General features: G+C 42.7%; 22 protein-coding genes. 10 read left to right on the top strand and 12 right to left on the bottom strand.

Annotated elements, in window-relative coordinates; genetic code table 11:
• Positions 1-37: 37 nt before the first annotated feature.
• Genes D1164_RS20395 through D1164_RS20365 form a run of 7 tightly spaced genes read right to left on the bottom strand, consistent with a single transcriptional unit; the run spans position 38 to position 7226 of the window.
• Positions 38-1099: an AMP-binding protein gene (locus D1164_RS20395; protein ID WP_119351756.1), complete on the bottom strand. Its 1062-nt coding sequence runs from the start codon at positions 1097-1099 to the stop codon at positions 38-40.
• Positions 1096-2142 (bottom strand): o-succinylbenzoate synthase, encoded by a 1047-nt coding sequence (locus D1164_RS20390; RefSeq protein WP_119351755.1) that lies wholly within the window; start codon positions 2140-2142, stop codon positions 1096-1098. The genes D1164_RS20395 and D1164_RS20390 overlap by 4 nt, the downstream gene beginning before the upstream one ends.
• Positions 2139-3050, bottom strand: a complete 912-nt coding sequence (gene menA, locus D1164_RS20385) for a 1,4-dihydroxy-2-naphthoate octaprenyltransferase (protein ID WP_119351754.1) — start codon at positions 3048-3050, stop codon at positions 2139-2141. Before menA ends, D1164_RS20390 begins: the two co-directional genes overlap by 4 nt.
• 50 nt (positions 3051-3100) lie before the next feature.
• Positions 3101-3925 (bottom strand): 1,4-dihydroxy-2-naphthoyl-CoA synthase, encoded by an 825-nt coding sequence (menB, locus tag D1164_RS20380; RefSeq protein ID WP_119351753.1) that lies wholly within the window; start codon positions 3923-3925, stop codon positions 3101-3103.
• A 55-nt stretch (positions 3926-3980) separates the two neighbouring features.
• Positions 3981-5666, bottom strand: a complete 1686-nt coding sequence (gene menD, locus D1164_RS20375) for a 2-succinyl-5-enolpyruvyl-6-hydroxy-3-cyclohexene-1-carboxylic-acid synthase (protein WP_119351752.1) — start codon at positions 5664-5666, stop codon at positions 3981-3983.
• Positions 5663-6799 (bottom strand): chorismate-binding protein, encoded by a 1137-nt coding sequence (locus tag D1164_RS20370; protein WP_119351751.1) that lies wholly within the window; start codon positions 6797-6799, stop codon positions 5663-5665. Before D1164_RS20370 ends, menD begins: the two co-directional genes overlap by 4 nt.
• Positions 6792-7226, bottom strand: a complete 435-nt coding sequence (locus tag D1164_RS20365) for a PaaI family thioesterase (RefSeq protein ID WP_119351750.1) — start codon at positions 7224-7226, stop codon at positions 6792-6794. The genes D1164_RS20370 and D1164_RS20365 overlap by 8 nt, the downstream gene beginning before the upstream one ends.
• 56 nt (positions 7227-7282) lie before the next feature.
• Here D1164_RS20365 and D1164_RS20360 point away from each other — a divergent pair, with 56 nt between their 5' ends.
• The 5 genes from D1164_RS20360 to D1164_RS20340 all read left to right on the top strand — a co-directional run bounded on the left by D1164_RS20360 (position 7283) and on the right by D1164_RS20340 (position 11536).
• The gene (locus D1164_RS20360; protein WP_119351749.1) at positions 7283-8530 is read left to right on the top strand and encodes a hypothetical protein; all 1248 of its coding nucleotides are present in this window, start codon (positions 7283-7285) and stop codon (positions 8528-8530) included.
• Between the two features lie 165 nt (positions 8531-8695).
• Entirely contained in the window at positions 8696-9415 is a 720-nt protein-coding gene (gene ric, locus D1164_RS20355; RefSeq protein WP_119351748.1) for an iron-sulfur cluster repair di-iron protein, read from the top strand.
• A 3-nt stretch (positions 9416-9418) separates the two neighbouring features.
• Positions 9419-9874: a hypothetical protein gene (locus tag D1164_RS20350; RefSeq protein ID WP_119351747.1), complete on the top strand. Its 456-nt coding sequence runs from the start codon at positions 9419-9421 to the stop codon at positions 9872-9874.
• 3 nt (positions 9875-9877) lie between these two features.
• Positions 9878-10177: a hypothetical protein gene (locus tag D1164_RS20345; RefSeq protein ID WP_119351746.1), complete on the top strand. Its 300-nt coding sequence runs from the start codon at positions 9878-9880 to the stop codon at positions 10175-10177.
• 69 nt (positions 10178-10246) lie between these two features.
• On the top strand, positions 10247-11536 hold the full coding sequence (locus tag D1164_RS20340; protein WP_119351745.1) for an NAD(P)/FAD-dependent oxidoreductase: 1290 nt from the start codon (positions 10247-10249) through the stop codon (positions 11534-11536).
• 418 nt (positions 11537-11954) lie between these two features.
• Here the strand turns inward: D1164_RS20340 and D1164_RS20335 are convergent, their stop codons facing one another.
• Positions 11955-12539: a fasciclin domain-containing protein gene (locus D1164_RS20335; RefSeq protein WP_119351744.1), complete on the bottom strand. Its 585-nt coding sequence runs from the start codon at positions 12537-12539 to the stop codon at positions 11955-11957.
• A gap of 42 nt (positions 12540-12581) precedes the next feature.
• Positions 12582-13496 carry a fasciclin domain-containing protein gene (locus D1164_RS23925; RefSeq protein WP_119351743.1) on the bottom strand — a complete coding sequence of 305 codons (915 nt, stop codon included), beginning with the start codon at positions 13494-13496 and terminating at the stop codon, positions 12582-12584.
• 540 nt (positions 13497-14036) lie between these two features.
• Here D1164_RS23925 and D1164_RS20325 point away from each other — a divergent pair.
• The 3 genes from D1164_RS20325 (at position 14037) to scpA (ending at position 18631) form a co-directional block, all read left to right on the top strand.
• Complete coding sequence (locus D1164_RS20325; protein WP_119351742.1) at positions 14037-15899, top strand: methylmalonyl-CoA mutase family protein; 1863 nt, start codon at positions 14037-14039, stop codon at positions 15897-15899.
• A gap of 143 nt (positions 15900-16042) precedes the next feature.
• Complete coding sequence (locus tag D1164_RS20320; RefSeq protein ID WP_119351741.1) at positions 16043-16435, top strand: GxxExxY protein; 393 nt, start codon at positions 16043-16045, stop codon at positions 16433-16435.
• A 39-nt stretch (positions 16436-16474) separates the two neighbouring features.
• The gene (gene scpA / locus D1164_RS20315; protein ID WP_119351772.1) at positions 16475-18631 is read left to right on the top strand and encodes a methylmalonyl-CoA mutase; all 2157 of its coding nucleotides are present in this window, start codon (positions 16475-16477) and stop codon (positions 18629-18631) included.
• A gap of 157 nt (positions 18632-18788) precedes the next feature.
• Here the strand turns inward: scpA and D1164_RS20310 are convergent, their stop codons facing one another.
• A complete protein-coding gene (locus D1164_RS20310) occupies positions 18789-19769 on the bottom strand; it encodes a DUF2971 domain-containing protein (RefSeq protein WP_119351740.1) in 981 nt (326 codons plus the stop codon).
• 226 nt (positions 19770-19995) lie between these two features.
• Here D1164_RS20310 and D1164_RS20305 point away from each other — a divergent pair, with 226 nt between their 5' ends.
• Positions 19996-20583: a hypothetical protein gene (locus D1164_RS20305; RefSeq protein ID WP_119351739.1), complete on the top strand. Its 588-nt coding sequence runs from the start codon at positions 19996-19998 to the stop codon at positions 20581-20583.
• A gap of 97 nt (positions 20584-20680) precedes the next feature.
• On the opposite strand, the gene D1164_RS20300 is transcribed toward D1164_RS20305, so the two are convergent.
• Positions 20681-21346: a GDSL-type esterase/lipase family protein gene (locus D1164_RS20300; protein WP_119351738.1), complete on the bottom strand. Its 666-nt coding sequence runs from the start codon at positions 21344-21346 to the stop codon at positions 20681-20683.
• Positions 21347-21878: 532 nt separating this feature from the next.
• Here D1164_RS20300 and D1164_RS20295 point away from each other — a divergent pair.
• Positions 21879-22445: an RNA polymerase sigma factor gene (locus D1164_RS20295; RefSeq protein ID WP_119351737.1), complete on the top strand. Its 567-nt coding sequence runs from the start codon at positions 21879-21881 to the stop codon at positions 22443-22445.
• A gap of 45 nt (positions 22446-22490) precedes the next feature.
• Here the strand turns inward: D1164_RS20295 and D1164_RS20290 are convergent, their stop codons facing one another.
• A complete protein-coding gene (locus tag D1164_RS20290; RefSeq protein ID WP_119351736.1) occupies positions 22491-24875 on the bottom strand; it encodes a hypothetical protein in 2385 nt (794 codons plus the stop codon).
• Positions 24876-25032 lie beyond the last annotated feature (157 nt).

Here is a 25032-nt window from a genome sequence, read left to right as displayed (position 1 = left end):
GAATCAGTAGCAGAAGAAATGGGCTGAAAATATTTACTTACTGAATAACCAACCCCTTTCGGTAAGGTTTCCCACTAACAGTTTTTGGAATTTCTGAAACAAAAACAATTCTCCTTGGCTGCTCAAACTTATCCAGTTTATGCCGATAAATTTCCGTCAATCGTTTTGATTCTGCCTCGGAATCTTTCCCTTCCACCACCAAAACCAACTGTTCTCCCAACGATTCATGCGGCAAGGAGGTAATAAGAAATGGTACTGAGATAAACAGTTCCAGCTTTTTCTCAATTTGCTCGGGCGAAAATTTGATGCCTCCAGAAATGATCGTATTGTCGCTGCGCCCCAGAATCCGGAAAGTCTTTTCATCTTCCAGACTGGCCAGATCGGTAGTTTGCAGCGGCTGTTCAGCCAGGCCCGGCATAAAAATCTGCAGACTGCTGTCTTTTGAAAGCTGGACACGGATGTCTTCCAGACAGCGGTAAAACTCATCTGCCCCATCGCCATTGAGTTTTCGCAGGGCAATGTGCGTGGCAGTTTCGGTCATGGCGTAACTGGAATAGCAGACAGTCGGAACATTTTGCAGCCGTTCTTCGAGCGATTGCGGGACAGCCGAGCCACCAACCAACAGCTGTTCCAGATTTTGCAACCAGGCTCCCGGCGAGTATTCAGCATCCAGAATTTTGCTCACCTGCTGCGGAACCATTGCCGCAAAACGGAACCTTTCTTTTGACAGAAATTCAAAATCAGTCGCCGGATCAACCGCGAATAAATCCAGGTCTCCGATTAGCGCCCGCACCATCATTAACTTTCCGGCGATGTATTTAACCGAAAGGCACTGCAACACCCGATCTCCACTTTTCAGCTGAAAAAACTGCAAGGTGCGTTGGGCACTCTGCGCCACAAAATCTTTTTCCAAACGAATGATTTTGGGAGTTCCGGTACTTCCCGACGTTTTCGCTTCAATAAAATGGTCACCAGAGTACCACTCTTTCAGAAAGGCAGCCAGTTCTCTTTCGCATTCCGCTGTGTGGTTTCCGTGAATAAATGACTCTGCCGGAATCCTTTCTCCCTTTAGCCTGATATATTCTGGAAAGAGGTTCATTCCACAAAAAAATTAGGAGGAAACTGAATTTCTTTTGCTGCGTTTATCCAAAGTTGTTCGCCCCTGATTTCGAGTGGAGAAGGAATGTTATTTACAAACAGGCTGCCTGTTCCCAGTCCCTGGTAACCTTTGGCATTCCGGTAAAAAGTCCACTGCGCAATGGCATTCAGACCGATATTCGATTCCAGATAAGAAGTGACCCACCAGCCAACGGAACGTTTTTCTGCCAGTTTAATCCACTCACTGCAACCCGAAAAACCACCATGCAGACTAGGTTTCAGGATGATAAATTGTGGAGAGAGAGTATCCAGTAATTTTTCCTTTTCTTCCGGGGAATGAACACCAATCAGCTCTTCATCCAGCGCCACCGGGACAGGCGACTCCCTGCAAACTTTGGCCATTTTTTGCCCCTGCCCTGCCGCAATGGGCTGTTCGATGGAATGGATTTGTAACAAAGCCAGCCGGTGCAATTTTTCCGGTGCCTCCTCCGGACTGAAAGCTCCGTTCGCATCGAGCCGCAAGGTAATTTGGCCGGAAGCGTATTTTTCCCGAATGTTTTCCAGAATCTCTATCTCCTTTTCAAAATTAATCCCTCCAATTTTCAGCTTAATACAGCTAAAACCAGCCTCTGTTTTTTCCTGAATCTGTTGCAACATAAAATCAGCTTCTCCCATCCAAATCAATCCGTTGATTGGAATTCCTTTCTTTCCTTCGGTAAAATCAGAAGGAAAAAGCAGCTGCCTCCCTCCATTTTGCAAATCCTGCCAGGCAGATTCCAGCGCAAACCGCACAGAAGACACCTCCCGGGTTAATTCAGGCTGACGGATAAAAATTTCCGGATCGGAACAAATTTCATTTAAAAGTTGCTCCACCTGCGCCGGGGTTTCGCTGCTGAGACCGGGAAGCGGTGCACATTCGCCCACACCTGTTTTCCCGTTTTCTTTTAAAAATAAAAACCAGACCGGACGCACCTTATATTCTCCTCTCGAAGTTTTGGCAGGTCTTTTAAATTGCAGTTCGTATTTTTTGAAGAATGCTATCATTGGGAAGCGATTATCAATCCAACACAAAACAACAATGTAAAAGCCAGCGTTGAAAGAGCAAGCCTTTTGAGGAAAGGATCGAGCTGCCTGTCATTTTGAATACGGAAAATGCCCACCAAATCCCGGACAAAAAAAGGCAGGACAAGCACAAACAGAAACTGCCAGGGCGAATGAAAGTGATTCAGCGTAAAAACAACAGCTGATGCCCACCCGATAAAAATCATGAACAGGTGGTAAAAACGGCTTTTGCGTGCCCCCATACGCACCGGAATGGTTATTTTTCCCGAATTCCTGTCGTTGTCAATATCACGCATGTTATTCAGATTAAGAACCCCGGTGCTGAAAAACCCGATGGTAATGGCCGGAAGAAAAATTTCAGGGAAAATAAATCCGGCATTCAGGTAAAAAACACCTGCAACAGGCAACAGGCCGAAAAACAAAAAAACAAACAGATCGCCCAGCCCAATGTAACCGTAGGATTTTTTTCCCGCGGTGTAAAAGTAGGCCGCCACCAGCGAAAGGATTCCCAAACCAATAAAACTGAAAAAAGCCGTTTTCGAGCTACTCCAGGTTCCAAGAAAGACCAGCCATATTCCAAGCAGAAAACTTAGTCCGCCCACAACAAACATCCCGGTTTCCATCTCTTTTTTGCTGATTTCACCACTTTGAACCGTGCGGGTAGGGCCCAGCCGGAACTCGTTATCGGTACCCCGCTGGCTGTCGCCATAATCGTTGGCAAAGTTGGAAAAAACCTGGATACATGTTGCTGTAATAATGGCCAGTACACTCACGGCTGCCTGAACAGCATCGTAAAACCACGCCAACCCGCATCCCATGAGGATACCCGAAAGTGCCAGGGGAAGGGTTCGCGGCCGTGCTGCTTTAATCCAGGATTTTGCTGTTGCCATAAAGTTTAACTAACAAAATTGCAAGTTACATTTTTGTTACACATTCTGATTTACGGAAATTTCGGATACTTCTGAAAATTGGGTTTACGTTTTTCAAGGAATGCATGTTTTCCTTCCTGTGCCTCTTCAGTGAGGTAATAAAGCAAGGTAGCATTCCCGGCAAATTCCTGAATCCCCACCTGCCCGTCGAGTTCGGCATTCAGGCCCAACTTGAGCATCCGAAGGGCGAGCGGACTGTGTTCCTGCATTTTTTGCGCCCAGGCCACCACCTCATCTTCCAGCTGATCAAACGGAACTACTTTGTTCACCAGCCCCATTTCAAGCGCTTCGGCCGCCGAGTACTGCCGGCACATAAACCAAATTTCGCGGGCTTTCTTTTGACCAATGATGCTTGCAAGATACGACGAGCCCAGCCCGGCATCGAAGCTACCCACTTTGGGGCCGGTTTGCCCAAAAATGGCATTTTCGCTGGCGATGCTGATGTCACAAACCACGTGCAGCACGTGCCCCCCGCCAATGGCGAATCCGTTTACCATGGCAATTACCGGTTTGGGCATACTGCGAATCTGGCGCTGCACTTCCAGAATGTTCAGGCGGGGAATGCCCTCTTTATCGATGTAGCCTCCCTTTCCTTTTACGGTTTGATCGCCGCCCGAGCAAAAAGCCTTGTCGCCGGCACCCGTAAGCACCACCACATTAATACGCTGATCCTCGCGACAAATGCGCAAAGCATCACTCATTTCGTTAACGGTGGTTGGCCGGAACGCATTCCGATACCGTTCACGGTTGATTGTAATTTTCCCGATTCCATCGAAATAATCAAAGAAAATGTCCTCGTATTCTTTAATGGTTTCCCAGTTGCGTGAATTATCCATAACATTATTTTAAAGTCCCCGCATTTATCCAGGTAAATCCGGGAAATAGTACAATTTATTTTGTTTTTACATATTTAAACAGCTCCCGGAATGCTCTACTGTTTTCATCTGCCTCCGTAAAAATCTCCAGGATGGCGGCCTTTTTCTGCTCCGGTGCATAAAATTTTTGCAGCGCCTCTTCCAATTCGGTTTCATTTTCAGCTTTAAAATAATCAATACCGAACGTATTGGCAATTCCTGCGGCGCTGTATTTATTTTCGGTAAAAAAGTACTCTTTAAATGCCGGCGACTCACCCGGCCCTTTTATCATGCTGAAGATATTTCCCCCACCGTTGTGAATGACAACGATGCGGAGGTTTACCCCAATGTATTTATTCCAAAGCGCATTGGAATCATAGAAAAACGCCAGGTCTCCGAGGATGACCGTGTTTATTTTTTTCGATTCGCAAGCAAAACCCACCGCGGTCGACAATGAACCGTCGATTCCACTGGTGCCCCTGTTTCCAAAATATTCAACTTCCTTGGAAGCATCGCAAAGGAGCGCATAACGAACCGGTGAACTGTTTCCCAAATGCAGGACCGAGTTTTCAGGAATACTTTTTCGAATGAAATCAAATACCTTCAAATCGCAAAAGTTCGTTTCCAAAATAAAGGTATCACGCATTTGGCTCACCTGCTGTTCTTTCTCTTTCCAACGCTGAAAAAAGTCTCTGTTCATTGGAACGGACAACTCAGAAAGTTGCCCGAAAAATGTTGCCGTCTTCATATTTATAACACGGGTAAGCGACTGGTAAGTATCGTAATATTGCCCCGCCTCACTCAGGTGCCAGTGATGTTCAGGCCTGTTTTTCCTCAAAAACTGTTTTAGCGGTTTGGAAACAAATGCTCCTCCGAAACTGATGAGTAAATCGGGTTGAAAATCAACGCTGTTTTCGGAAAGCAGCGATGTCATTAAAATATCCACATGGCTGCAAAAATGCGGATTGTTCAGGTTGGCCAAATGTTCTTTCAAAACCACAGCTCCTGTTCTTTTAACCAACCCTGCTAAAATCTTTTCGAGCCCGGGATTGTGATTTTGCTGGCCTGCCAGAATGAGAATTTTTTCAGCCTTATTAAAAACGGCCGCCAGTTTTTCCTGTTCACTTTCCGGCAAAAAAGTCTCTGTATCCGTGACCTCAATAATTTTTACCGGGGGTAAATCTTCGTCCATCAAATCATGAAGCGGCTCTTCCAGCGGAATGTTTATGTGTACCGGACCAGGCGCTCCTGAAACAGCCGTATTCAGCGTTTCATTCATCATTCGCCCTGCAAACCAAAGTTCTTTCTCCGATTCGCCCATGGGCAATGTAATTTCTTTTTTACAGAAATCACGGTAAATGTGATGTTGCCGGATGGTTTGGTTCTCACCCTGGTCAATCCAGTAGTCCGGACGGTCGGCTGTGAGTACAATCAGCGGAATATTCTGGTAATACGCCTCCGCCACTGCCGGTGCATAATTGAGCGAAGCCGTTCCGGAACTACAAACGAGCACTACCGGTTTTTGCTTTGCCTGAGCCAGACCAATTGCAAAATAGCCTGCACTGCGTTCGTCTACCACACTGCAGCATGTAAAATAACCACTGGAAACAAAGGTATGGGTAAGCGGGCCGCTACGTGAACCCGGCGAAATAACCACATCCGCTGTTCCTTTCGCACGCAAAATAGCGGCCAGCTGCTGAATATGTTTTTTAGTTGAAATCATCTGTTTTGCACTGCCTCAATGGCTGATAGCAACGTGGTTGCCTTTTTATTTATTTCTTCCCATTCATCTTCAGGCACCGACCGGGAAGTGATTCCGCCACCGGAATATAAAATATACTGTTCCGGCATAATTTCCATACAGCGCAAATTTACAAATAATCCCACATCCCCGTTCAATCTCCAGGGGCCCAGATAACCGGTATAATACCGGCGATCATGCTTCTCAATTTTCGTGATAAATTTGGCCGCCTTCAATTTGGGATATCCGCAAACTGCGGGAGTCGGATGCAGTTCTGCAACAAAATCACCCAGATTGGATGCCAGCTTTTTGGCAGCAAACCGGAAACTGGTGGCAAGATGTGCTACTTTTCCGCTCTCCAGTGTTTCCGGCCCTTGTGTGGTATAAGGATGAATGTTGAACCGGTAAAAAACATCAAGCAGGTAGCGTGACACAAACGCCTGCTCTTCAATTTCTTTTGTGTACCAGCTGTAGTCGTCAACCGGGCGGCGCAATTGTGTCCCTGCCAGCGAAACCGTTTCCAGCATTTTCCCTTCCGATTTCAGCAGCACTTCGGGCGTAGCGCCCATCCATAATCCGGCTTTTGCCTGCCCCTGTCCGTTCGCCGGAAGATTGACCAGATAAACAAATGCATTGGGTGTTTGCTGAAAAAGCTGCAGGTAAATTTCACCAATCGACTCACTTGTCCTGTTGTATGGGAGCAGCCGCGATACAATTACTTTGGCCAGCTTGGTGTTTTTAATTACATCTATGGTATCCTCAATATCTTTTAAATATTCATCTTTTGAAATGATAAACGGTTCTTCCGGCACCACCTCCTTAACCGGCTCTTCCGGAATGCTATGACAATCAATTTTTAAAATTTCAGAAAGTCCTTTTTTATAAATACCCGGCTTTAAAAGTACCAGCGGAGAATGCTCGGTTATTTGATAAGGGGCAAAAACAAACCCTTCCTCCCCGTTCAGTTTATTGAATTCTTTCAGATGAATAACTCCTTCCTTCTCGGCAATAAGAATTTCCGGAGTGTTGCTTCCCGGCACGGACCAGATAGCAAAAGGGCAATTTTTTGCAAGCAGCCCGTCAATAAATAAAGCAAAGTCTTTCGTATCAGTCATTCCTTTTCACAATCATATTTGTCACACGGACGGTTGAGATTAGCCGGCCTTCTTCATTCTTAACATCAACATTCCATATATGTGTCTTGTTTCCTCTATGAATAATTTTTGCTTCGCCCAGGGCTTTCCCTTCCGATAAAATGCCGGTATGATTTCCTGAAACCTGCGTCCCCAAAACATCGAACTCTTTTAAATCGACCAGAAGCATACTTCCCAGCCCGGCCAGGGTTTCCGCAAAAGCCAGGTTAGCGCCGCCATGCAAAATGCCGTCGGGTCGACTATTTTTTTCCGAAAGAGGCAAAAATCCCTCCACCAGGCCTTCTGCTATTTTTACAAACTCAATTCCCAGATTGCCAATCAAACTTTTTTTCATGGCCTGATTGATGAATTCCAGGGGCGTATTCAAATTCAATAAAGTAATATCCATTTTTGCTTTTATTTTAAACCAGCCTACAAATTTATAATTTTGGCGATGAAAAAAGTATGACTGAGAATTTACCGGATATTTACCTTTTTAATCCCACCTGCGAATATGCCGTTGCCAACGGGCATACATCGTGGCAACCCAACCGGTTGTTGCAGAAAATGGAAGAGGATCTTGGCGCCCTTCCCCTCTTTTTTGCCCGTCCGCAGGATGTGATCCTCGTAAAAAAAATGCCCCCGGCCGATTTTACCGAACGGCTTGGCAGGGCAGGAATAACCCCGCCCCGGTTTGTATTGCTGAAAGAAATGGCAACGGATACTGCCTTCATTCAAAAACCCAAAGGAAAGCTAATTCCCTGGGGATGGAGCCCGGCAGCACATCGCCTGCTCAGGCCACTAAAGCCCTCTTGCTCGCAAGCGTTTAAAAACTCTCCTGTTGCAGAATGGAAACCTGAATACCGGGAAATTTATTCCAAAAAGTTTGCCCTGGAAGTTCTAAAATCAATATTACCGGGCTTGCCTCCCGAAAAGGTTCTGCAACCACATGAGTTGCCTGAAGTTTGTCAAACAAAGCAGGAACTGGAAACCCTGCTGAACCGGTGGGGCAAACTTATGGTTAAAGCGCCATGGAGCAGCTCGGGACGCGGATTACAACGTGTCACAAAAACACCGGTGGCCCCAAAAGTCTGGGAAAAACTTCTCGGAATAATTAAGGAACAGGGATACGCCATGGCCGAACCCTATCTGGAAAAAGTACTGGATGTTGCCTTTCAGTTTGAAATAAAAAAGGGGAAAATTCAATTTAAAGGAGTGAGCCGCTTTTTAACAGACAAAAAGGGGCAATACCAGGGAAACTTTTTGAACGGCTGGCCTGACAAAGGTCCGGAAAAGATTGCGTCAGAGGTTGTTTCGTTTGCCAGCTCACTATCTAACATGCTGATAAATCCTTTAATTAATGCACTCGAAAACAGTCTCCTGGCAAGAATATACGAAGGAAACTTTGGAGTGGACACCCTCATCTTCCGGGATGCAAACGACAGACTCCGCGTAAACCCGTGCCTCGAAATCAATGTGCGGCAAAACATGGGACTACTTTCTCTTCATCTCGAAAACTTACCTTCACCCGGGAAAAAAGGAGTGTTCAATATTTTCTATCAACCAGGAAAGCCATTTTATACTTTTCAGAAAGAAATGGAAACAAAATATCCTATCCAATTTGCCGGCAACCACATTGAATCAGGCTTTTTCCCGTTGACACCAGCAGATAACAATACTTCATTTGGCGCCTATCTTCTTGTAAACAGATAATCTGCCACTGAACTGGCCGGCATTTCTTTTAGATATACTCATTCCTTTCCGAAACATTTAATCCGGATATTTTGTGAACCTTCATTAAAATAACCAAAAGACCTTTTTGTCCATTAGTAAATAATTTATATCTTTGAGCCAGTTAAATAATAAAGCAATATCGTTATGAAAATTACATCAGATACTCCGGTGGGAGAAATTGTAAAAACCAATTTTAAGGCCGCTACCACATTTCAGGCCAATAAAATAGATTACTGCTGCGGAGGGAATCAGTCTGTTTCGGAGGCGTGTGCCAAAGCGGGAGTTGAAATGGAATCGCTGATCGATCAACTGGAACATGTGCTGCGGGAATCAGATCCGGATACCGAATACATTAACAACCTGGATTTGGGAGTTCTGGCCGATTACATTGTAAACCGCCACCACTCTTACGTACAGAAGAACATTCCCTTTTTAAAACAAAACCTCGATAAAATTGCCGAAGTTCATGGTGCCAATCACCCGGAACTTGTTGAAGTCAGAGATGAATTTTATCAGTCAGCAGGTGAATTAACCATGCATATGCAAAAGGAAGAACTTTTACTGTTCCCCTACGTCAAACAAATGGAACAGGCAAAAAAGGAAAACAAGGACCTTCCGTCACCACCGTTTGGAACGGTTGCCAACCCAATTTCAGCAATGATGGCGGAACATGAGAATGAAGGGGAAAGGTATGAACGGATTTCAAAGCTGACCAACAATTACCAGATTCCGGAAGATGGGTGTACCACGTACGAGGTTACCCTGAAACAGTTGGCAGATTTCGAAAAAGACTTGCACCGTCATATCCATCTGGAAAACAACATCCTTTTCCCGAAAGCAAAAATACTGGAAGAAAATTTTTAGGTGATGGGGAGAACGCCGGCAATATTTGCAGGAATCCTGTTCTTTTGGGCAGGGTTCGTTGCTTCTATTAGTTTTTTTGAGGCCTGGCTAAAATTTCAGGCGCCGGGAGTTACGTTGCCCATTGGGCTAAGCATTGGCAAATTGGTTTTTACCGTTTTGAACCGGATCGAATGGGTGCTTTTATCGTTACTCATTGTTCTGACCATCCGCCACGCAAAAAAATTTCCCAAAAAATTCTTTTACATATCCTCAATCATCCCGGCAGCTTTACTTATCCAGACTCTTTGGCTGCTTCCTGAATTAACTCGCAGGGCCGAACAGATAATTGCAGGAAATATACCCGGGGAATCATCTGCACACCTCATCTTTGGAGTTGTTGAATTGCTGAAAGTAGCTACATTGATTTACACGGGTTACTACACCGTAAGGTTATTCAAAAGTTCACATTTAAAGCATTAAAAAATGGAAGCGAGGTATTTACCGGTTGACCCTGATTATTACGAAATAATTGAAGAAGCGATTTTGGAGAAAAGCACTGCATCCATTCATTATTTTGAAAGCGGAACCACCTTGAGAAATGCAAAAGGCAGAATTAAAGAAATAACGGTAAAACCAAAACAGGGTGAATTTGTTTCTCTTGAAAACGGGAAAAAAATAAGGCTCGACCGTATTATCGTTTTTAACGGAAAGCCCGGCCCCGCTTTTGATGAATATGACAGTTACGCACTGGCCTGCCTGGATTGTACAGGTGGAATGGATTGACACCGGAACGTTCCTGTAACTATCATCCATTTCGGCGGGAATCCCAGACATCTTTTAATACGCCGGAAAATGGAAGAAAAAATTGATCTAAACATCCCGGAAACCATACCCGGGCAACAACGCATTGTTATTCTGGGTGCTGGTTTTGGCGGTTTGAAACTGGCCCGGCTTTTAGCTGCCGATGACAAAACCCAGCTCTTAATTATCGACCGTAACAACTACCATCAATTTCAGCCTTTGCTCTACCAGGTTGCCACTGCCGGCCTCGAACCCAGCAGCATCAGTTTCCCCATCCGTAAAATATTTCAAAAGAAAAAGAATGTTTTTATCCGGATTGCCGAGATAGAAAAAATCGACACGGAAACCCAAATGGTGCATACCGGGAAAGGACGTTTTCGATATGACAAGCTGGTGATTTCCATTGGAACTACCTCCAACTTTTTTGGAAACCGGCAATTGGAGGAAAACAGTATCGGGTTAAAAACAGTTGCCGAAGCATTGTATATCCGGAACCAGCTACTGAAAAATTACGAAAATGCGCTGGGATCGGCCGACGAACAGGAGCGTGAAGCGGCGCTGAATATTGCCATTGCCGGGGGAGGCCCCACGGGGGTTGAGCTTGCCGGTGCCATTGCAGAGCTTCGAAACACTATTTTACCCAAAGAGTATCCGGAACTCGACTTCACGAAAATGAATATTTTTCTTATTGAAGCAGCCGACCGGTTACTGGGTTCAATGTCTGCTTTTTCATCTGAAAAGGCAAAAAAATACCTGCACAAGCTGGGTGTGAAGGTCTTGCTAAATACCCGGGTAGAATCTTACGACGGGAAAACAGTTGTAACAGATGCAGGAAAAATTCTCAGCTCCAATGTAGTTTGGGCAGCCGGAATGAAAGGCAGGCCGTTAAAAGGACTACCTGAAAAAGCCCTCATGCCCAACGGAAGAATCCGGGTAAATGAATTCAGTGAAGTAAAAGGCGTAGATCATGTTTATGCACTGGGCGATATTGCTGCCATGATTTTACCGTCATTCCCAAACGGACACCCGCAGGTGGCACCAGCCGCCATACAGCAGGCAGAAAACCTGGCGCAAAACCTTCTGCGGAAAAGGGAGGGGAAACAGCCCAGATCCTTTCAATACAAAGACAAAGGCACCATGGCCACAGTGGGGCGAAACCTGGCTGTTGTAGAACTGTCTTTCCTGAAATTCGGTGGTTTTTTTGCCTGGTTCACCTGGATGTTTGTCCACCTGATGAGCATCCTCGGGATCAAAAACAAGTTTTTTATTTTCACAAACTGGGTTTCCAATTATTTCACCTACAACCTGTCGCTGCGCCTGATTATAAAGCCTCGGAAATAGATTACTTTTTCAGCGCTGTTCCAAACAGACTGATAACAACTTCGTGCTCCACAATCATGTTATAAATCCTCTAATAAATAATGAAAAACGTACCATAATTAACAGAGAGACATTGCTGATATTTATCTATTTCGCTGCAATTATTCAACCCGTTCTAACGAGCATCATTCCGGGAGAATAACATAGAAGAAAGTTTTTAGGCGGGAAGCTGGAAAAAAGATGCCAGGTAACACAATATATTTTAGGGTAAAAAGCAAACCGGCTCCTTCCGAAGCCGGTATGTTCTCATCTCATTCGATGGAACTTGCCAAAACACGTTGTATAATTTGTTGATATGTAGCCTCACGGCTTGTTTCATGGCGTATTTTTTCTAAAAAGTCACAGCATCACCTAAAGTGATACCATAACTTTCTTATAATTATTCAGGGAGTAACACGCTGTCAATTACATGAATGACACCGTTTTTACCTTCGATGTCGGCGGCAACCACTTTGCTGTCGTTGATTTTTACACCCGACGAAAGGTCAATTTTGATTTTCTGCCCGTTAAGTGTGGCCGCCGAAGTATTTGACAAGTCGGTTGACATTACTTTTCCTGAAACCACGTGGTAAGTCAAAATCGGAGTAAGTTGCTCGGCGGTCAGGTCTTTTACACCCGAAACTCCCAATTTACTAAACAGGCTTTTAAATGCATCGTTGGTGGGAGCAAAAACGGTAAACGGTCCGTCGGCGCTCAAAGCTTCGGCCAAACCGGCCTTGGTTACCGCTTCCACCAGAATGGAGAAATCGGGATTTCCCACTGCAATTTCTACTACGGTTGAGTTGGCAGTTTTCGAATCGTCAGTGCCAAAAAGGCTGGCATCCGGCATCCTGCCTTCCATTTCCATTGTTCTCTCTGCGGTATTCAATACCCATTCTGCGTCATTGAATTGTGAAGCAGTTACTGAAGTTACTCCAACTGTCAGCGCCACTGCCATTGCGATGTTTCTCATTTTTGTTTTCATTTTGTTCCATTTTAATTGTTTATAAATATTTCAATTTTGAAATTATTCGGGAAGTAAAACCTGGTCAATCACGTGAATTACACCGTTTGAACCTTGAATATCGGCAGCAACCACTTCGCTTTCGTTTATTTTCACTCCGGCCGACAGGTCAACCGAAAGATTTTTTCCATTCAACGTTTCTACCTCTCCGCTGGAAAGTTCCGTTGAAACAACGTTTCCGGAAACAACGTGGTACGTCAAAATGGGGATCAGTTGTTCGGCGGTTAAATCATCGATTCCTGAAATTCCAAGCTGTGCAAACAGTGCATCGAAAGCTGCATTGGTTGGTGCAAATACCGTAAACGGTCCGTCGGCGCTCAATGCATCAACCAACCCGGCTTTTACAACCGCCTGAACCAGAGTGGTAAAATTTTCGTTGGCCAGCGCAATGTTTACTACCGTCGGCGGCAAAATAACCTTATCTACCACATGAATAACGCCGTTTTCAGCCTCAACATCGGCCGTGGTTACCGAAATGTTGCCATTTATGGAAACCGTGTTTTCCACGGTAACATACATGGAAACCGGGCTGTTGTCGAAGCTGGCCAGTGTAGAAACATAGCCTGTGCTTAAATCAGCCGACATCACTTTGGCACCGATTACGTGGTAAGATAAAATCTGCGTCAAGTCGGCTACCGGAATATCATCGAGTGACGAAAGCCCGAGGTCACTCAAAAGCGCAGCAAAAGCTGCATCGGTGGGAGCAAAAACCGTCAAATTGTTTTCGGTACTCAAAAACTCTGCAAGTCCTGCTTTTTGAGCAGCTGCAATCAGAGTACTGAAGTTCCCGGCATCAGCCGCCACTTCAACAATGTTTTTTGATTCCATTACCGGAGTTTCATCCTCATCGTTGCATGCAGTAAAAAAGAAAGCTGCTGCAATCAATAACATTGGAATAGTTTTAAATTTCGTTTTCATGATGTTAAATTTTTAATTTTCAATTTGTTTTCTGCTTCTGAACTGTTTTTTTGTTTTCATTTTGTCTAACACATTAAATAAAAAATTAAACACTATTTTTGTTTACAGAATTATAAAATAAATTTCACAATGATATTACAAATAACAACAAATAGCTTATTATCAATAAATTAATATAAATGTTAAAATTTGTTAATACTGAATTATTTATTTATGATCGAAATACACTTACAACTTTTGGTATGTGATGAGGCGAATCAAAAAAATCATAAGACAATGTTATACAAATACAGGAACAGGCATTTGTATGACATTATCAATTGCGGATCGACGGCACGCAAACCGGTCTGCTGTTATTATCATTGAGTTACAAAAAAGTGCTTGCCTGGAGACAAAAATGAAACCAGGTAAGAATAATTTTACATATCCGCCTCAAAAACATGATTTTTCTTAATATTTCCTAAAAACCCACTGATTTCTAAGGTTCAATCTCGTAAATAGGCTAATTTTGCAGTTCGATTTTTTTAAATAAGTATCAACATGACAGATATAAACCAAAAGCTTTTTTCAGATTTTCCTCCCGTTACAACCGATGAATGGGAAGGGAAAATTAATGCTGATTTAAAAGGCAAAGATTATGACAGGGCGCTCGTTTGGAAAACCTACGAAGGAATTAACGTGCGCCCCTATTATCGCGGGGAAAACCTTGGGAGTTTGGATTATTTAGAATCCCTGCCCGGAGAATTTCCTTTCGTACGCGGAAATAAAAAAACAGGAAACGACTGGTTCATCCGGCAAGACATTTTTGTGAAAGACTTTGCTGAAGCCAACAAAAAGGCGCTGAACATTTTGGGGAAAGGCGTTACTTCCCTGGGTTTTTATTTTGATTGCAACACCAAAGTAACCAAAGATGATTTGGCTGTGCTGCTGAAAGATATTTGCCTGGAGGCCGCAGAAATCAATTTTGTTTGCCCGTGCGACAACTGCAACTGTGCCTTGCCTTTTGCAGCGTATATTTCGGAAAGGAAAGAAAACAAGACAAAAATCATCGCCTCTTCGCCGCTGGATCCCATCGGCTCCTTTGTACTGAAGGGCAACCTGAAAAAGGATGCTTTCGATGAGTTAAAGGTCGCCGTTGAAAAAACAGCCGATCTCCCCCATTTCAGGACAATTGGGGTTCACGGAAAGTTTTTTGCCAACAGCGGCGGTTCCATTGTTCAGGAACTGGCTTTTGCACTGGCGCAGGGTGTGGAATACCTTACAAAACTTACCGGTGCCGGTTTAAGCATCGACGAAGTGGCTCAAAATATCAAATTTAACTTCGGTATTGGCAACAACTATTTTATGGAAATTGCCAAACTGCGAGCCGCACGCCTGCTCTGGGCGCAAATTGTAAAGGCTTTTAATCCGCAAAACATTGAATCGGCCAGGCTGATTGCCCACAGCGAAACAAATACCTACAACAAAACACTTTACGATCCTTACGTAAACATGCTGCGCACGCAAACCGAAGCCATGTCAGCGGTACTGGGTGGCGCCGATTCCATTACAGTGCTGCCGTTCAACGCCATTTTCGGCGACACAACGGAATTTGCCGAACGCATTGCCCGCAATCAGCAGATCTTACTGAAAGAGGAAGCGCATCTTGATAAAATTGCCGATCCGGGCGCCGGATCGTACTACATCGAAAACCTGACTGCTTCACTGGCTGAACATGCCTGGAATTTGTTCCTTGAAGTGCAGGACAAAGGCGATTTTGTTCAGGCATTCAAAGACGGTTTCATTCAGGAAGAAATAAAAGCAATGGCAGCCAAACGGGATACCAATGTAGCCCTTCGCCGTGAAAACATCTTGGGAATAAACCAGTTTCCCAATTTTTCAGAGGTGGTCAAAGAAGAATTTCAGGACACCATTTTCCAGGCTTCTGACTTTACTGAAAAAGACGCTGAAGTGGAAACATTAAAACCATACCGTGCCGCACAACCTTTTGAAGCGCTTCGTTACAAAACGGACGTTTACGCCAAAGAGAACAAACGCCCCGTGGCATTTATGCTTCCCATGGGCAACCTCGCTTTCCGTAAAGCACGGGCACAATTCAGCACTAACTTTTTTGCTGTAGCCGGTTTCGAAGTTATCGATAACAACGGCTTCAAAACAGTAGAAGACGGCGTGGCCGCTGCAAAGGAAAAAAATGCGAACATTATTGTCGTTTGCAGTTCAGATGAAGAATATGCAGAAATTGTCCCAAAAGTTGCCGACCTTCTGGGTGAAGAAATCCTGGTGGTTGCCGGAAATCCGGAATGTAAACCGCAACTGGAAGCCAAAGGAATTTCAAACTTCATTCACATGAAGAGCAATATTCTGGAAGAATTAAAAGCGTATCAGGAAGAACTGGGAATCTAAACACAAAGGCACAAAGGCACGAAAATTAATTTTAAGTTGGAAATGAAAATCCAAACAAAAAAACACCTTATTTACTGTTGAAACTGATATTCATTTAACCAACCTTTGTGCCTTAGTATCTTCGTATTAAAAATTAAACAAAGATGATTTCAAAAGTCGAAATAGAAAGAATCGGGAAACAAATTGTTCATTCAGCATTTGAAGTGCATACTGAACTCGGTCCTGGTTTGCTGGAATCGGTTTATGAAATTTGTCTTTACGAAGAACTAACAAGTCGCAATATGCTGGTTGAAAGGCAAGTGCAAATCCCTGTATTCTACAAAGGGAAACCTGTTCTTAAAGACTTTTATATTGATTTACTTGTTGAAAAATCCATCATAATTGAATTAAAAGCAGTTGAATGTTTGCTACCGGTTCATGAAGTTCAGTTACTTACTTATATGAAACTGGCAAACATCAAATTAGGATATCTTATTAATTTTAATGTTCCATTAATCAAACAAGGCATTAAACGCAAAATTAACGGTTATTTTTAAACTTTGTGTCCTGGTGTCTTCGTGTTAAAAACAAAAAAAATGAAACCTGATTTCAAAAATATAAACATCAAAACAGCCTTTCCGCAAAAAGATACTGCGGAGTGGGTTGCCAAAAACAACATTGAAAAAAACTGGCTGACTCCGGAACAGATTCCGGTAAAACCGGTTTACACCAAAGAAGATCTGGAAGGCATGGAGCATTTGGCTTATGCTGCCGGATTGCCTCCGTTTTTACGGGGACCTTACTCTGCCATGTACGCCATGCGCCCATGGACCATCCGGCAATATGCAGGTTTCTCAACGGCTGAGGAATCAAACGCCTTTTACCGCCGCAACCTGGCTGCCGGACAGAAAGGATTGTCGGTAGCGTTTGACCTGGCTACCCACCGCGGTTACGACTCTGACCACCCGCGCGTTGTGGGAGATGTGGGAAAAGCCGGTGTGGCCATCGACTCCATTCTTGACATGAAAATTTTGTTCGACGAAATTCCGCTCGACAAAATGTCGGTTTCCATGACCATGAACGGCGCCGTACTTCCTGTTATGGCCTTCTACATTGTTACAGGCCTCGAACAGGGTGCAACACTGGAGCAGCTTTCAGGAACCATTCAAAACGATATTCTGAAAGAATTTATGGTGCGGAACACGTACATTTATCCGCCGGAGTTTTCCATGAAAATCATTGCTGATATTTTCGAGTTCACCTCGAAATACATGCCGAAGTTCAACTCCATTTCCATTTCGGGATACCACATGCAGGAAGCCGGTGCCACAGCGGATATCGAGATGGCTTATACGCTGGCTGACGGATTGGATTACCTGCGTACCGGAATCAAAGCCGGGCTTAACATCGATGCGTTTGCACCGCGGCTTTCGTTCTTCTGGGCTATCGGGATGAACCATTTTATGGAAATTGCCAAAATGCGCGCTGCCAGGATGCTTTGGGCGAAAATCGTAAAAGAATTTCATCCGAAAAATCCAAAATCGATGGCATTGCGTACACACTCGCAAACCTCGGGCTGGTCACTTACCGAACAGGACCCGTTTAACAACGTAGGACGTACCGCCATTGAAGCAATGGCTGCCGCGCTGGGCCACACCCAAAGTTTGCACACCAACGCACTGGACGAGGCGATTGCCCTGCCTACAGATTTTTCGGCACGAATTGCCCGTAACACGCAGCTTCACCTTCAGATGGAAACTGAAATCTGTCGTTCGCTTGACCCCTGGGCCGGTTCGTATTATGTAGAATCGCTGACTAACGAACTGGCGCATAAAGGTTGGGAACTTATCCAGGAAGTAGAAAAACTGGGTGGTATGGCCAAGGCCATTGAAACCGGAGTTCCGAAAATGCGTATTGAAGAAGCCGCAGCGCGTGCACAGGGAAAAATCGACAGCGGAACGCAAACCATTGTAGGAATCAACAAGTACCGACTTGAAAAAGAAGACCCAATTGATATTCTCGACATCGACAACACTGCAGTAAGGCAGTCGCAGGTTGAACGACTGAAAAAACTGCGGGCTGAACGAAACGAAGAAGAAGTGCAGGCTGCACTGGCAGCCATTACCAAAACGGCTGAAACGGGCAAGGGGAATTTACTGGAGCTAGCCATTGATGCAGCAAAAAAACGCGCATCCCTGGGCGAGATATCCGATGCCTGTGAGAAAGTGGCCGGAAGATACAAAGCAGTAATCAGAACAATTGAAGGCGTGTATAAATCAGAAGCAAAAAACAAATCGGAATTCCAGGAAGCACAGGAACTGGCGCAAAAATTTGCTGAAATGCAAGGTCGCCAGCCGCGCATTATGGTAGCCAAAATGGGCCAGGATGGTCACGACCGTGGCGCCAAAGTGGTAGCAACAGGTTATGCCGACCTCGGCTTTGATGTAGACGTGGGCCCGCTGTTCCAGACTCCGGAAGAGGCCGCCAAACAAGCCGTTGAAAACGACGTGCATGTATTGGGTGTTTCCTCTCTGGCTGCCGGACACAAAACACTGGTGCCGGCCGTTATCGAAGAACTGAAAAAGCTGGGGCGCGACGACATTATGGTCATTGTAGGAGGCGTTATTCCCTCACAGGATTACAAGTTCCTTTACGATTCCGGAGCCGTGGCTATTTTTGGACCCGGATCCAGCGTGGCCGCAGCAGGAAAGAAAATTCTGGAGATTTTGATTGAAGCGTATAAAGAGGAGTAGATTTTTAGTATTCAGTAAAGAGTAGTGAGAGATTAGTACAAAGTATTGAATACAAAGATATGAGATGGAAAGCCGGTTCTGAAAAGAGCCGGCTTTTTAATTGGGAGATGCGGTTTTTAACCGCGTCAAAGTTTTCAGAGAAGCCGGTTTTATTATCTTATTCAAGATATTCAATTTTAAATCTTTCATCATCACGTTTCCATATTCTACATTCCCTAGGGAAAAGTTGAATTTCATCATTTTTCATACACATATGCTTGACCTTTATCTTTTGAGGAAAAGATAGAAATGTAAGTAATTTATTTTGAAGTCTATTTTTTTCTGTAGTTATGTAAACAAATTGATTTAGATTCTGAAATACTGAAAATTGTTTTTCAAAAAATTTAAACCCTAGATAAATCTCCTTTATTGCTTCCATATTATAAAACTTCTTCCTTTCTTCAATTTTGGGCAAAAAAGTTAACGGATCAATAGGACAATCCATAAAAATAAATCTCCATTCATTTTCCTTTTTCCACTTTTCATCTTTCTGTGTTGTCCATCTGAGTATTCTGGAAAACAATTCAATATTTAAATCTTTTTCATTCATAGACTCAATACTAAATTTATCTAATTGACTTTTATCCAAATATTCAATTGCAAAAGGCAAGTTCCAAGATTTTATAAGTTCATTACTATTAAAAGAAACTGTAAATCCTTTCTGACTGGAATAATAGCCCCACATTAAATCCTGATTTTCAAACTTTGGTTTGTTAAGACAAATTATTCCAATAAATCCAAAAAAGATACTAAAAAACTGTTCTTTATTTTCATTATCGTCTGTTTTCCATAATTCTTTGAATAATGGATTAAATATTTCAAACATTGTTTGTTGTGAAAATATTTTCTTATCCCAAACTTGAACTGGACAGTCAAATGGATCATTAAAATCCAAAGGATTTGCGGCAAAAAGATAATTATTGATTAGTGCGTCAATATTATAATCACTTAAAGAATAAAACTTTAATAAAGTTTGCGGACATTGTGTTTGTTCTGAATATTCAATCTTATTGATAATATTATCATTAGAAATAACACTTTTATGAATTCTTTGATTTGATCTTTCTTTGTTTGAAATGTAAATTGATTGTTCATCCATTTTTATTTTAAAGATACAAAAGTTCTATTCGGACAGTGTTTTTATTTCTGAACTAATAACCACGTTGTATGAACTTTGAGTATAAACTATCAAAATATTAAATTGGAGAATCGGAATTAACCGAATCTGACGCGGTTAAAAACCGCATCACCCATGCATTCTACCTGTTAAAATGGAGAAAAGAACTACATTTGAAACCATAAAATGAACATCGATTTTAAAACGGATGAAACTAAAACAAAAACAAGGAGCCCGTTACAGGGAGTTTGAACTGCAGGACAATATCCTTCATGTTAAAACAAAGTCAATGGGCGAGAAAAATGAATATACCATTGACATTGAATTTCTTGGAGACGAAAAGTTTTATAAAACACACTCCCGGCTGGGCCCCAGAATTATCGGCATTGTTTTTTTCGCGATAATGCTCATTGCTATATATGGTTTCCTATTAGAAGAAAATCGCAGTGAAAGCAGCAATATTGTTGGTCTTGTTTTAGGAATTATAGTTGGCGGTGGAATTGGTTTGTTAGCATTCCTGTCGCCGTTAAGAAATGAATTACACCTTGTTGGAGGATCGTCACAAGTTATGTTTTTCTTAAACAGTCCTTCAAAAGAAGAAATGGAAAATTTTGTTGAAGAGATTATACACAGGACACGCTCTGTTTTGCTTGAGAAATATGGGAAAATAGATCCTGACCTACCCGAAGAAATACAAATGAACAATTTATACTGGTTAAAAAACAGAGGGTTAATTTCTGAAGAGGCGTACGAAAATCTGAAACTAGAGTATAAAACCAGAAGGTTGATGACTTAGCTGCTACTCCATCGTTCCGGTTTGAATGCCAATCCGGGGAACCATTCATAGCATAACCTGAAGTTACCCTATGAATGGCTCACTCAGATGCGGGGAATTATTTCATAAACTCCGAAAGCACTTCACCCCAAATATCGTAGCCCTTTTTGTTCATGTGTAGGCCGTCTTTTATAAAAACATCCTGTAAAACATCTCCGTCTTCATCAAGCATGGCGTTCCAAACATCGGCAAATTCAAGATTATCTTTTCGTTTGCAATATTTTTCCAGCTTCCGGTTTAGTTTTTCATAATTCTGTTTAAAAGATTCACGTGCTATGCTGGGCTTAGCAGAAATACAAATGACCTTCGTTTCCGGTAGGTCCCGCTGAATCCTGCTGAATAACTCTTTTGCATCCTTGAAAACTTCGCCTGGCTTTTTATCTCCGGCAATGTCATTGTCGCCTTCGTAAATAAAAAGAATGTCGGGGTCATGTTTCAGAATCAGTTTATCGTAGAAGTACAATAAATCACTGAAATGTGAACCACCAAAACCATTGTTAACCACATTAAAACCAGGATAGTAATCCTGTACATCTTTCCACATCCTCACACTGGAGCTTCCGGCAAACACTACCCGCTTTTTTGCGGCATCAAAATTATATTCCTTTTGTACCAGTTCGGCAACCTGATCGTTGTACCGGTTAGGATCTTGTGCGTTTAGTGAAAAAGTAATGAATAGGAAAAAAATCAATAATAAAATCTGGTCATTGAATTTCTGTTTCATTTTTTAAAATTTATCGTTTTTAATTTATCGCGACGTCCGTACATATTATTTGCTCCACCCCCTGCAATGGCAGCCCAAAATTAAACTTCTGCCTGCATAATATAGCATAATCGCAGCTTTATTTCCACCTCAAAATATGCAATTAAAGTGATTGTTTCGGCAACTCGTTTCTCTTGAAGGTCTTAGCCATTTTACATTGGTGATTGGCTAAAAATGTCCGTTTATAGCCCGACCAGAAATTCCTGAAATATATGGATACTCCATTGTTTAAAAAATCGTCTTTACTATTATTGAAACATTCTAAACTTTACCCTTCTGTGAACCGGATTGCACATTACTACAACCAAAACACCCCAAGTTAAAAACATTGGTTCAAAGTGGTTTACTCAACTCAAAAAACAAAGTAAAAACTATTCTAAAAAAATCAAATTTAGAGGCTCAGTACAATTCAAAAATATCTCTTATATATATAGTCGTGATTCGGTAAATTGCTCCGTTTCTTTGTGTTTTTCCTATGAGGATTTCAAATTAAATGAACAAACCTGCTGAAAATATCTTATGGAATAACCTCAAAAACGGGGATGACTCAGCGCTTACCCTTATTTATGCCAAATATGCCGACAATCTCTATTCTTACGGGTTAAAAATTATTAACGACGAGGCATTGGTCAAAGACTGCATCCATGAGGTATTTATTCAGCTCATTGAAAAACGTAAAAGTCTTGTTGTTACATCAAATATCCAAATATACCTTTTCAAATCCCTGCGAAATAAACTCTTCGAAGAACTGCGTTCAGAAAAAAGGAGAAAACAGATTTTAGCCCAACTGCCTGGCTCCGACGATCTACCCAAAAATACGATCGAACAGCTGATTATTTCTACTGAAGAGCAACAAGCAACTGAACGTACCATAAAACAGGCTATTGGCAGTTTAACGGAACACCAACAGGAACTGATTTATCTAAAATATACCGAAGGGCTTGAAAACCATGAAATCGCCCTACTGCTCGATATCGATGTTGCCTCAGTACGCACCCTGCTCTACCGCGCACTGAAGAAGGTGAGGGAGTTACTAAAAATCAATACACAGGGCCTTTAGAATTACCCCAAAAAGCAACTCCTTAATTTTCTTCCCCTGAAAGATTTATTCGAGTTCATGGTGACTTTTTAGCATCCGGATGAAATTACTTTTTAGCGAAATATTTTCGCGCTGAAGAAAATTCTGCACATCCTTTCCCAACCTGGAATGAATATGGTTATACAAAACGTATTTATTAATCCGGATAAAGTCAATCAGGGATAAAAGCTTATGAATATCTTGCTGACCGGAACGGGGCAGGTGGAATACACAATGCATAAAACTGGTTCCCAATTCCGTTGACAATTGGTATGGCTTGTTGCTGTCAGCATCTATTACCGGCAAGAACTTACAATTTGTAAATGCTATTTCGCCGGGCATGGGATCCGCCGTTGCCGAGCTGATTCGGTGAACTGTGCTGTTTTCAACCAGAAGTGTAAAACACGCCTTTCCTAACTTCAGGGACAATGAATTACAATTGGAAATATGTATTTTAGGATAAAGGGAAAAGCTGTCATAGGGTTCTTCTGAGATCATATTCAGTTGCAAATGGTAATCATTTTCTCCCCCACTGTCTTCATCTAACTGAATATTATCAAAAAACATGTGTGCATTTGGTTGAAAGAAAAAGTTATCGTAAGAACCGGTAAGAGGCAACAAGTATCCCTGCGGATCAGTTGCTTTCATTAACCGAACCCCCTTTTCACGCCCCTCGGTAAAAACATTGTGGAATCGCAGTTCCCTTGGGAAAAATGATCGCTGCCCTTCTTTCGATTTAGAAAAGCCAGACAGCCCAACAAGCCAGCTTTCTTTTTTGCATTCAGGTATTCCTTTATAATCGATAACGAAATCTTCAACTGACAGAAACCTGGCCAATCCAATCGGATAGCCGTAATCAAAATCAGTTGCCATAGAATACAGTATAAAAGTTTCTGAATCTGTTTTCGGCTTGAGCCGGCAATTTTTTATCACAATACTGCCATCCCATTTAGCACCAAAGTCTCTTCTGAGGTTAATAAAAAACCGGTTTTCGCATGTTGTATTCTCAATAATCATTTCACCTCCCCCGGTTACAGAAATCCCCCTGTTGCCAATAAGGGAATCTTTAATCGTCAGGTTCCAGCAATGGAAATGCACATCTACGCGATTCAGCCGGCAGTTTTCCACCCTGAAATTTTTATTCATATTGGTTCCAAAAACTCCCCAATGCAACATGGTGCCTTCCGCAGTTATATTTCGAAAGGTAGTATTTAACCACCTGCTGCCACCAATGCCATACGTACCTGCAGGAACATCTCTGTCTTCCCCCTCCCTGTTCTGTTCCCAGGGAATAAGCCTGATGTTTTCAAGGGTTACATCAAAAACGTTAGACAGCGTATAGAATCCGCTTCTGGGATTCATTGAAATATCTCTGGCTTCAGGCTCCAATCCGACCCACTGATTCTGTATGATTGTTCTGCTTCGCGAAACGACAAAACCATTGTGGATATACATTACCTTTTGACTCTCAGGAACATCTCCTGAAAGATAAAAAGAACCTCCCTCCAGCGTAAGGTAGCTGTTCTCTGCCGGATAGGCTTTCAGGTCGGTATAATCTTTAAAGTTCCAGGCAATGTCACCAAGAATTCTTCCATCCTCCTCCACATAGAAAAGTTCTTCCTTAGCCCAGGATCTGCCTTTGTATCGGCTGCCTGCCCGAAAGCCAATTCGGTCACTCTGATCCTGGATGACAATGAGATGGTTATTATACTCTTTTAAAACCGTAATTTCCTGTGCTCCCGGAGTAAGCTGCTGCAATAATTCCTTTTTTTGGAAAAAGTTTAATTCTATCTCTTTAGGCGAATTATAACTTGTTACCCGAAATACCGGCCGTTTATCATTGTATTTTTCATTGATGTGAAAGATAGTGGTTCCCCATTGTACAGAAGTTTTGATATCAATACTTCGCGTTTGTTTAATCCAAAATTCTCCGTGAATGTTCTCAACGGGCAAATGATATTTATTGGCATACTCATGCGCTAAATTTATTTGTACCCCGTCATCATTATGCGAATCACCCACTGCTCCAAACATCTTATAATTAATCGCTGTGCGGGCCATAAGAACAGCGGCCAGATCCTTGCCAACGGAAACCACATCTCCGTGATTTATTTCGATATCGCTGTTTTTTTCCACAATCCGATAGCAGGCTCCACCGCCATCACCCAACTCATAAAAACCATAAGTCAACAGAATGTCACCCGGGGCGGCCCCCTTCAATTCCCGGGCATTCTTCAACGATACAGACTGAAAAACAGTAGATTCTTCTGTCGTTGGCAATTCGGAAGGAACACCCAAAATTTCGTTGGACAACAAACCTCCCCCAACCAGAATCCCCAATTTCCCAAAAAGTTTCCTTCGGTTGATTATTTCCTGATTTCCGCTTTCTTCTGCACTAACTGGTTCTTTCATAGTAAATACAAATTCGTTACAATATGACAATCAATAAAAAAACCTGCACTCCCCCGGTTTTGACAGGTGATGCAAGTTACCTCATTCCGTAAATTTGGGAAGATAGGAAATACTTTTTAAAAAGCTATTTCTCATCTGCAGCCAGCACAAACATTTT

This window comes from Mariniphaga sediminis (genome assembly GCF_003573545.1).
GTDB lineage: Bacteria > Bacteroidota > Bacteroidia > Bacteroidales > Prolixibacteraceae > Mariniphaga > Mariniphaga sediminis.
This window is presented reverse-complemented; position numbering and strand designations above follow the sequence as displayed.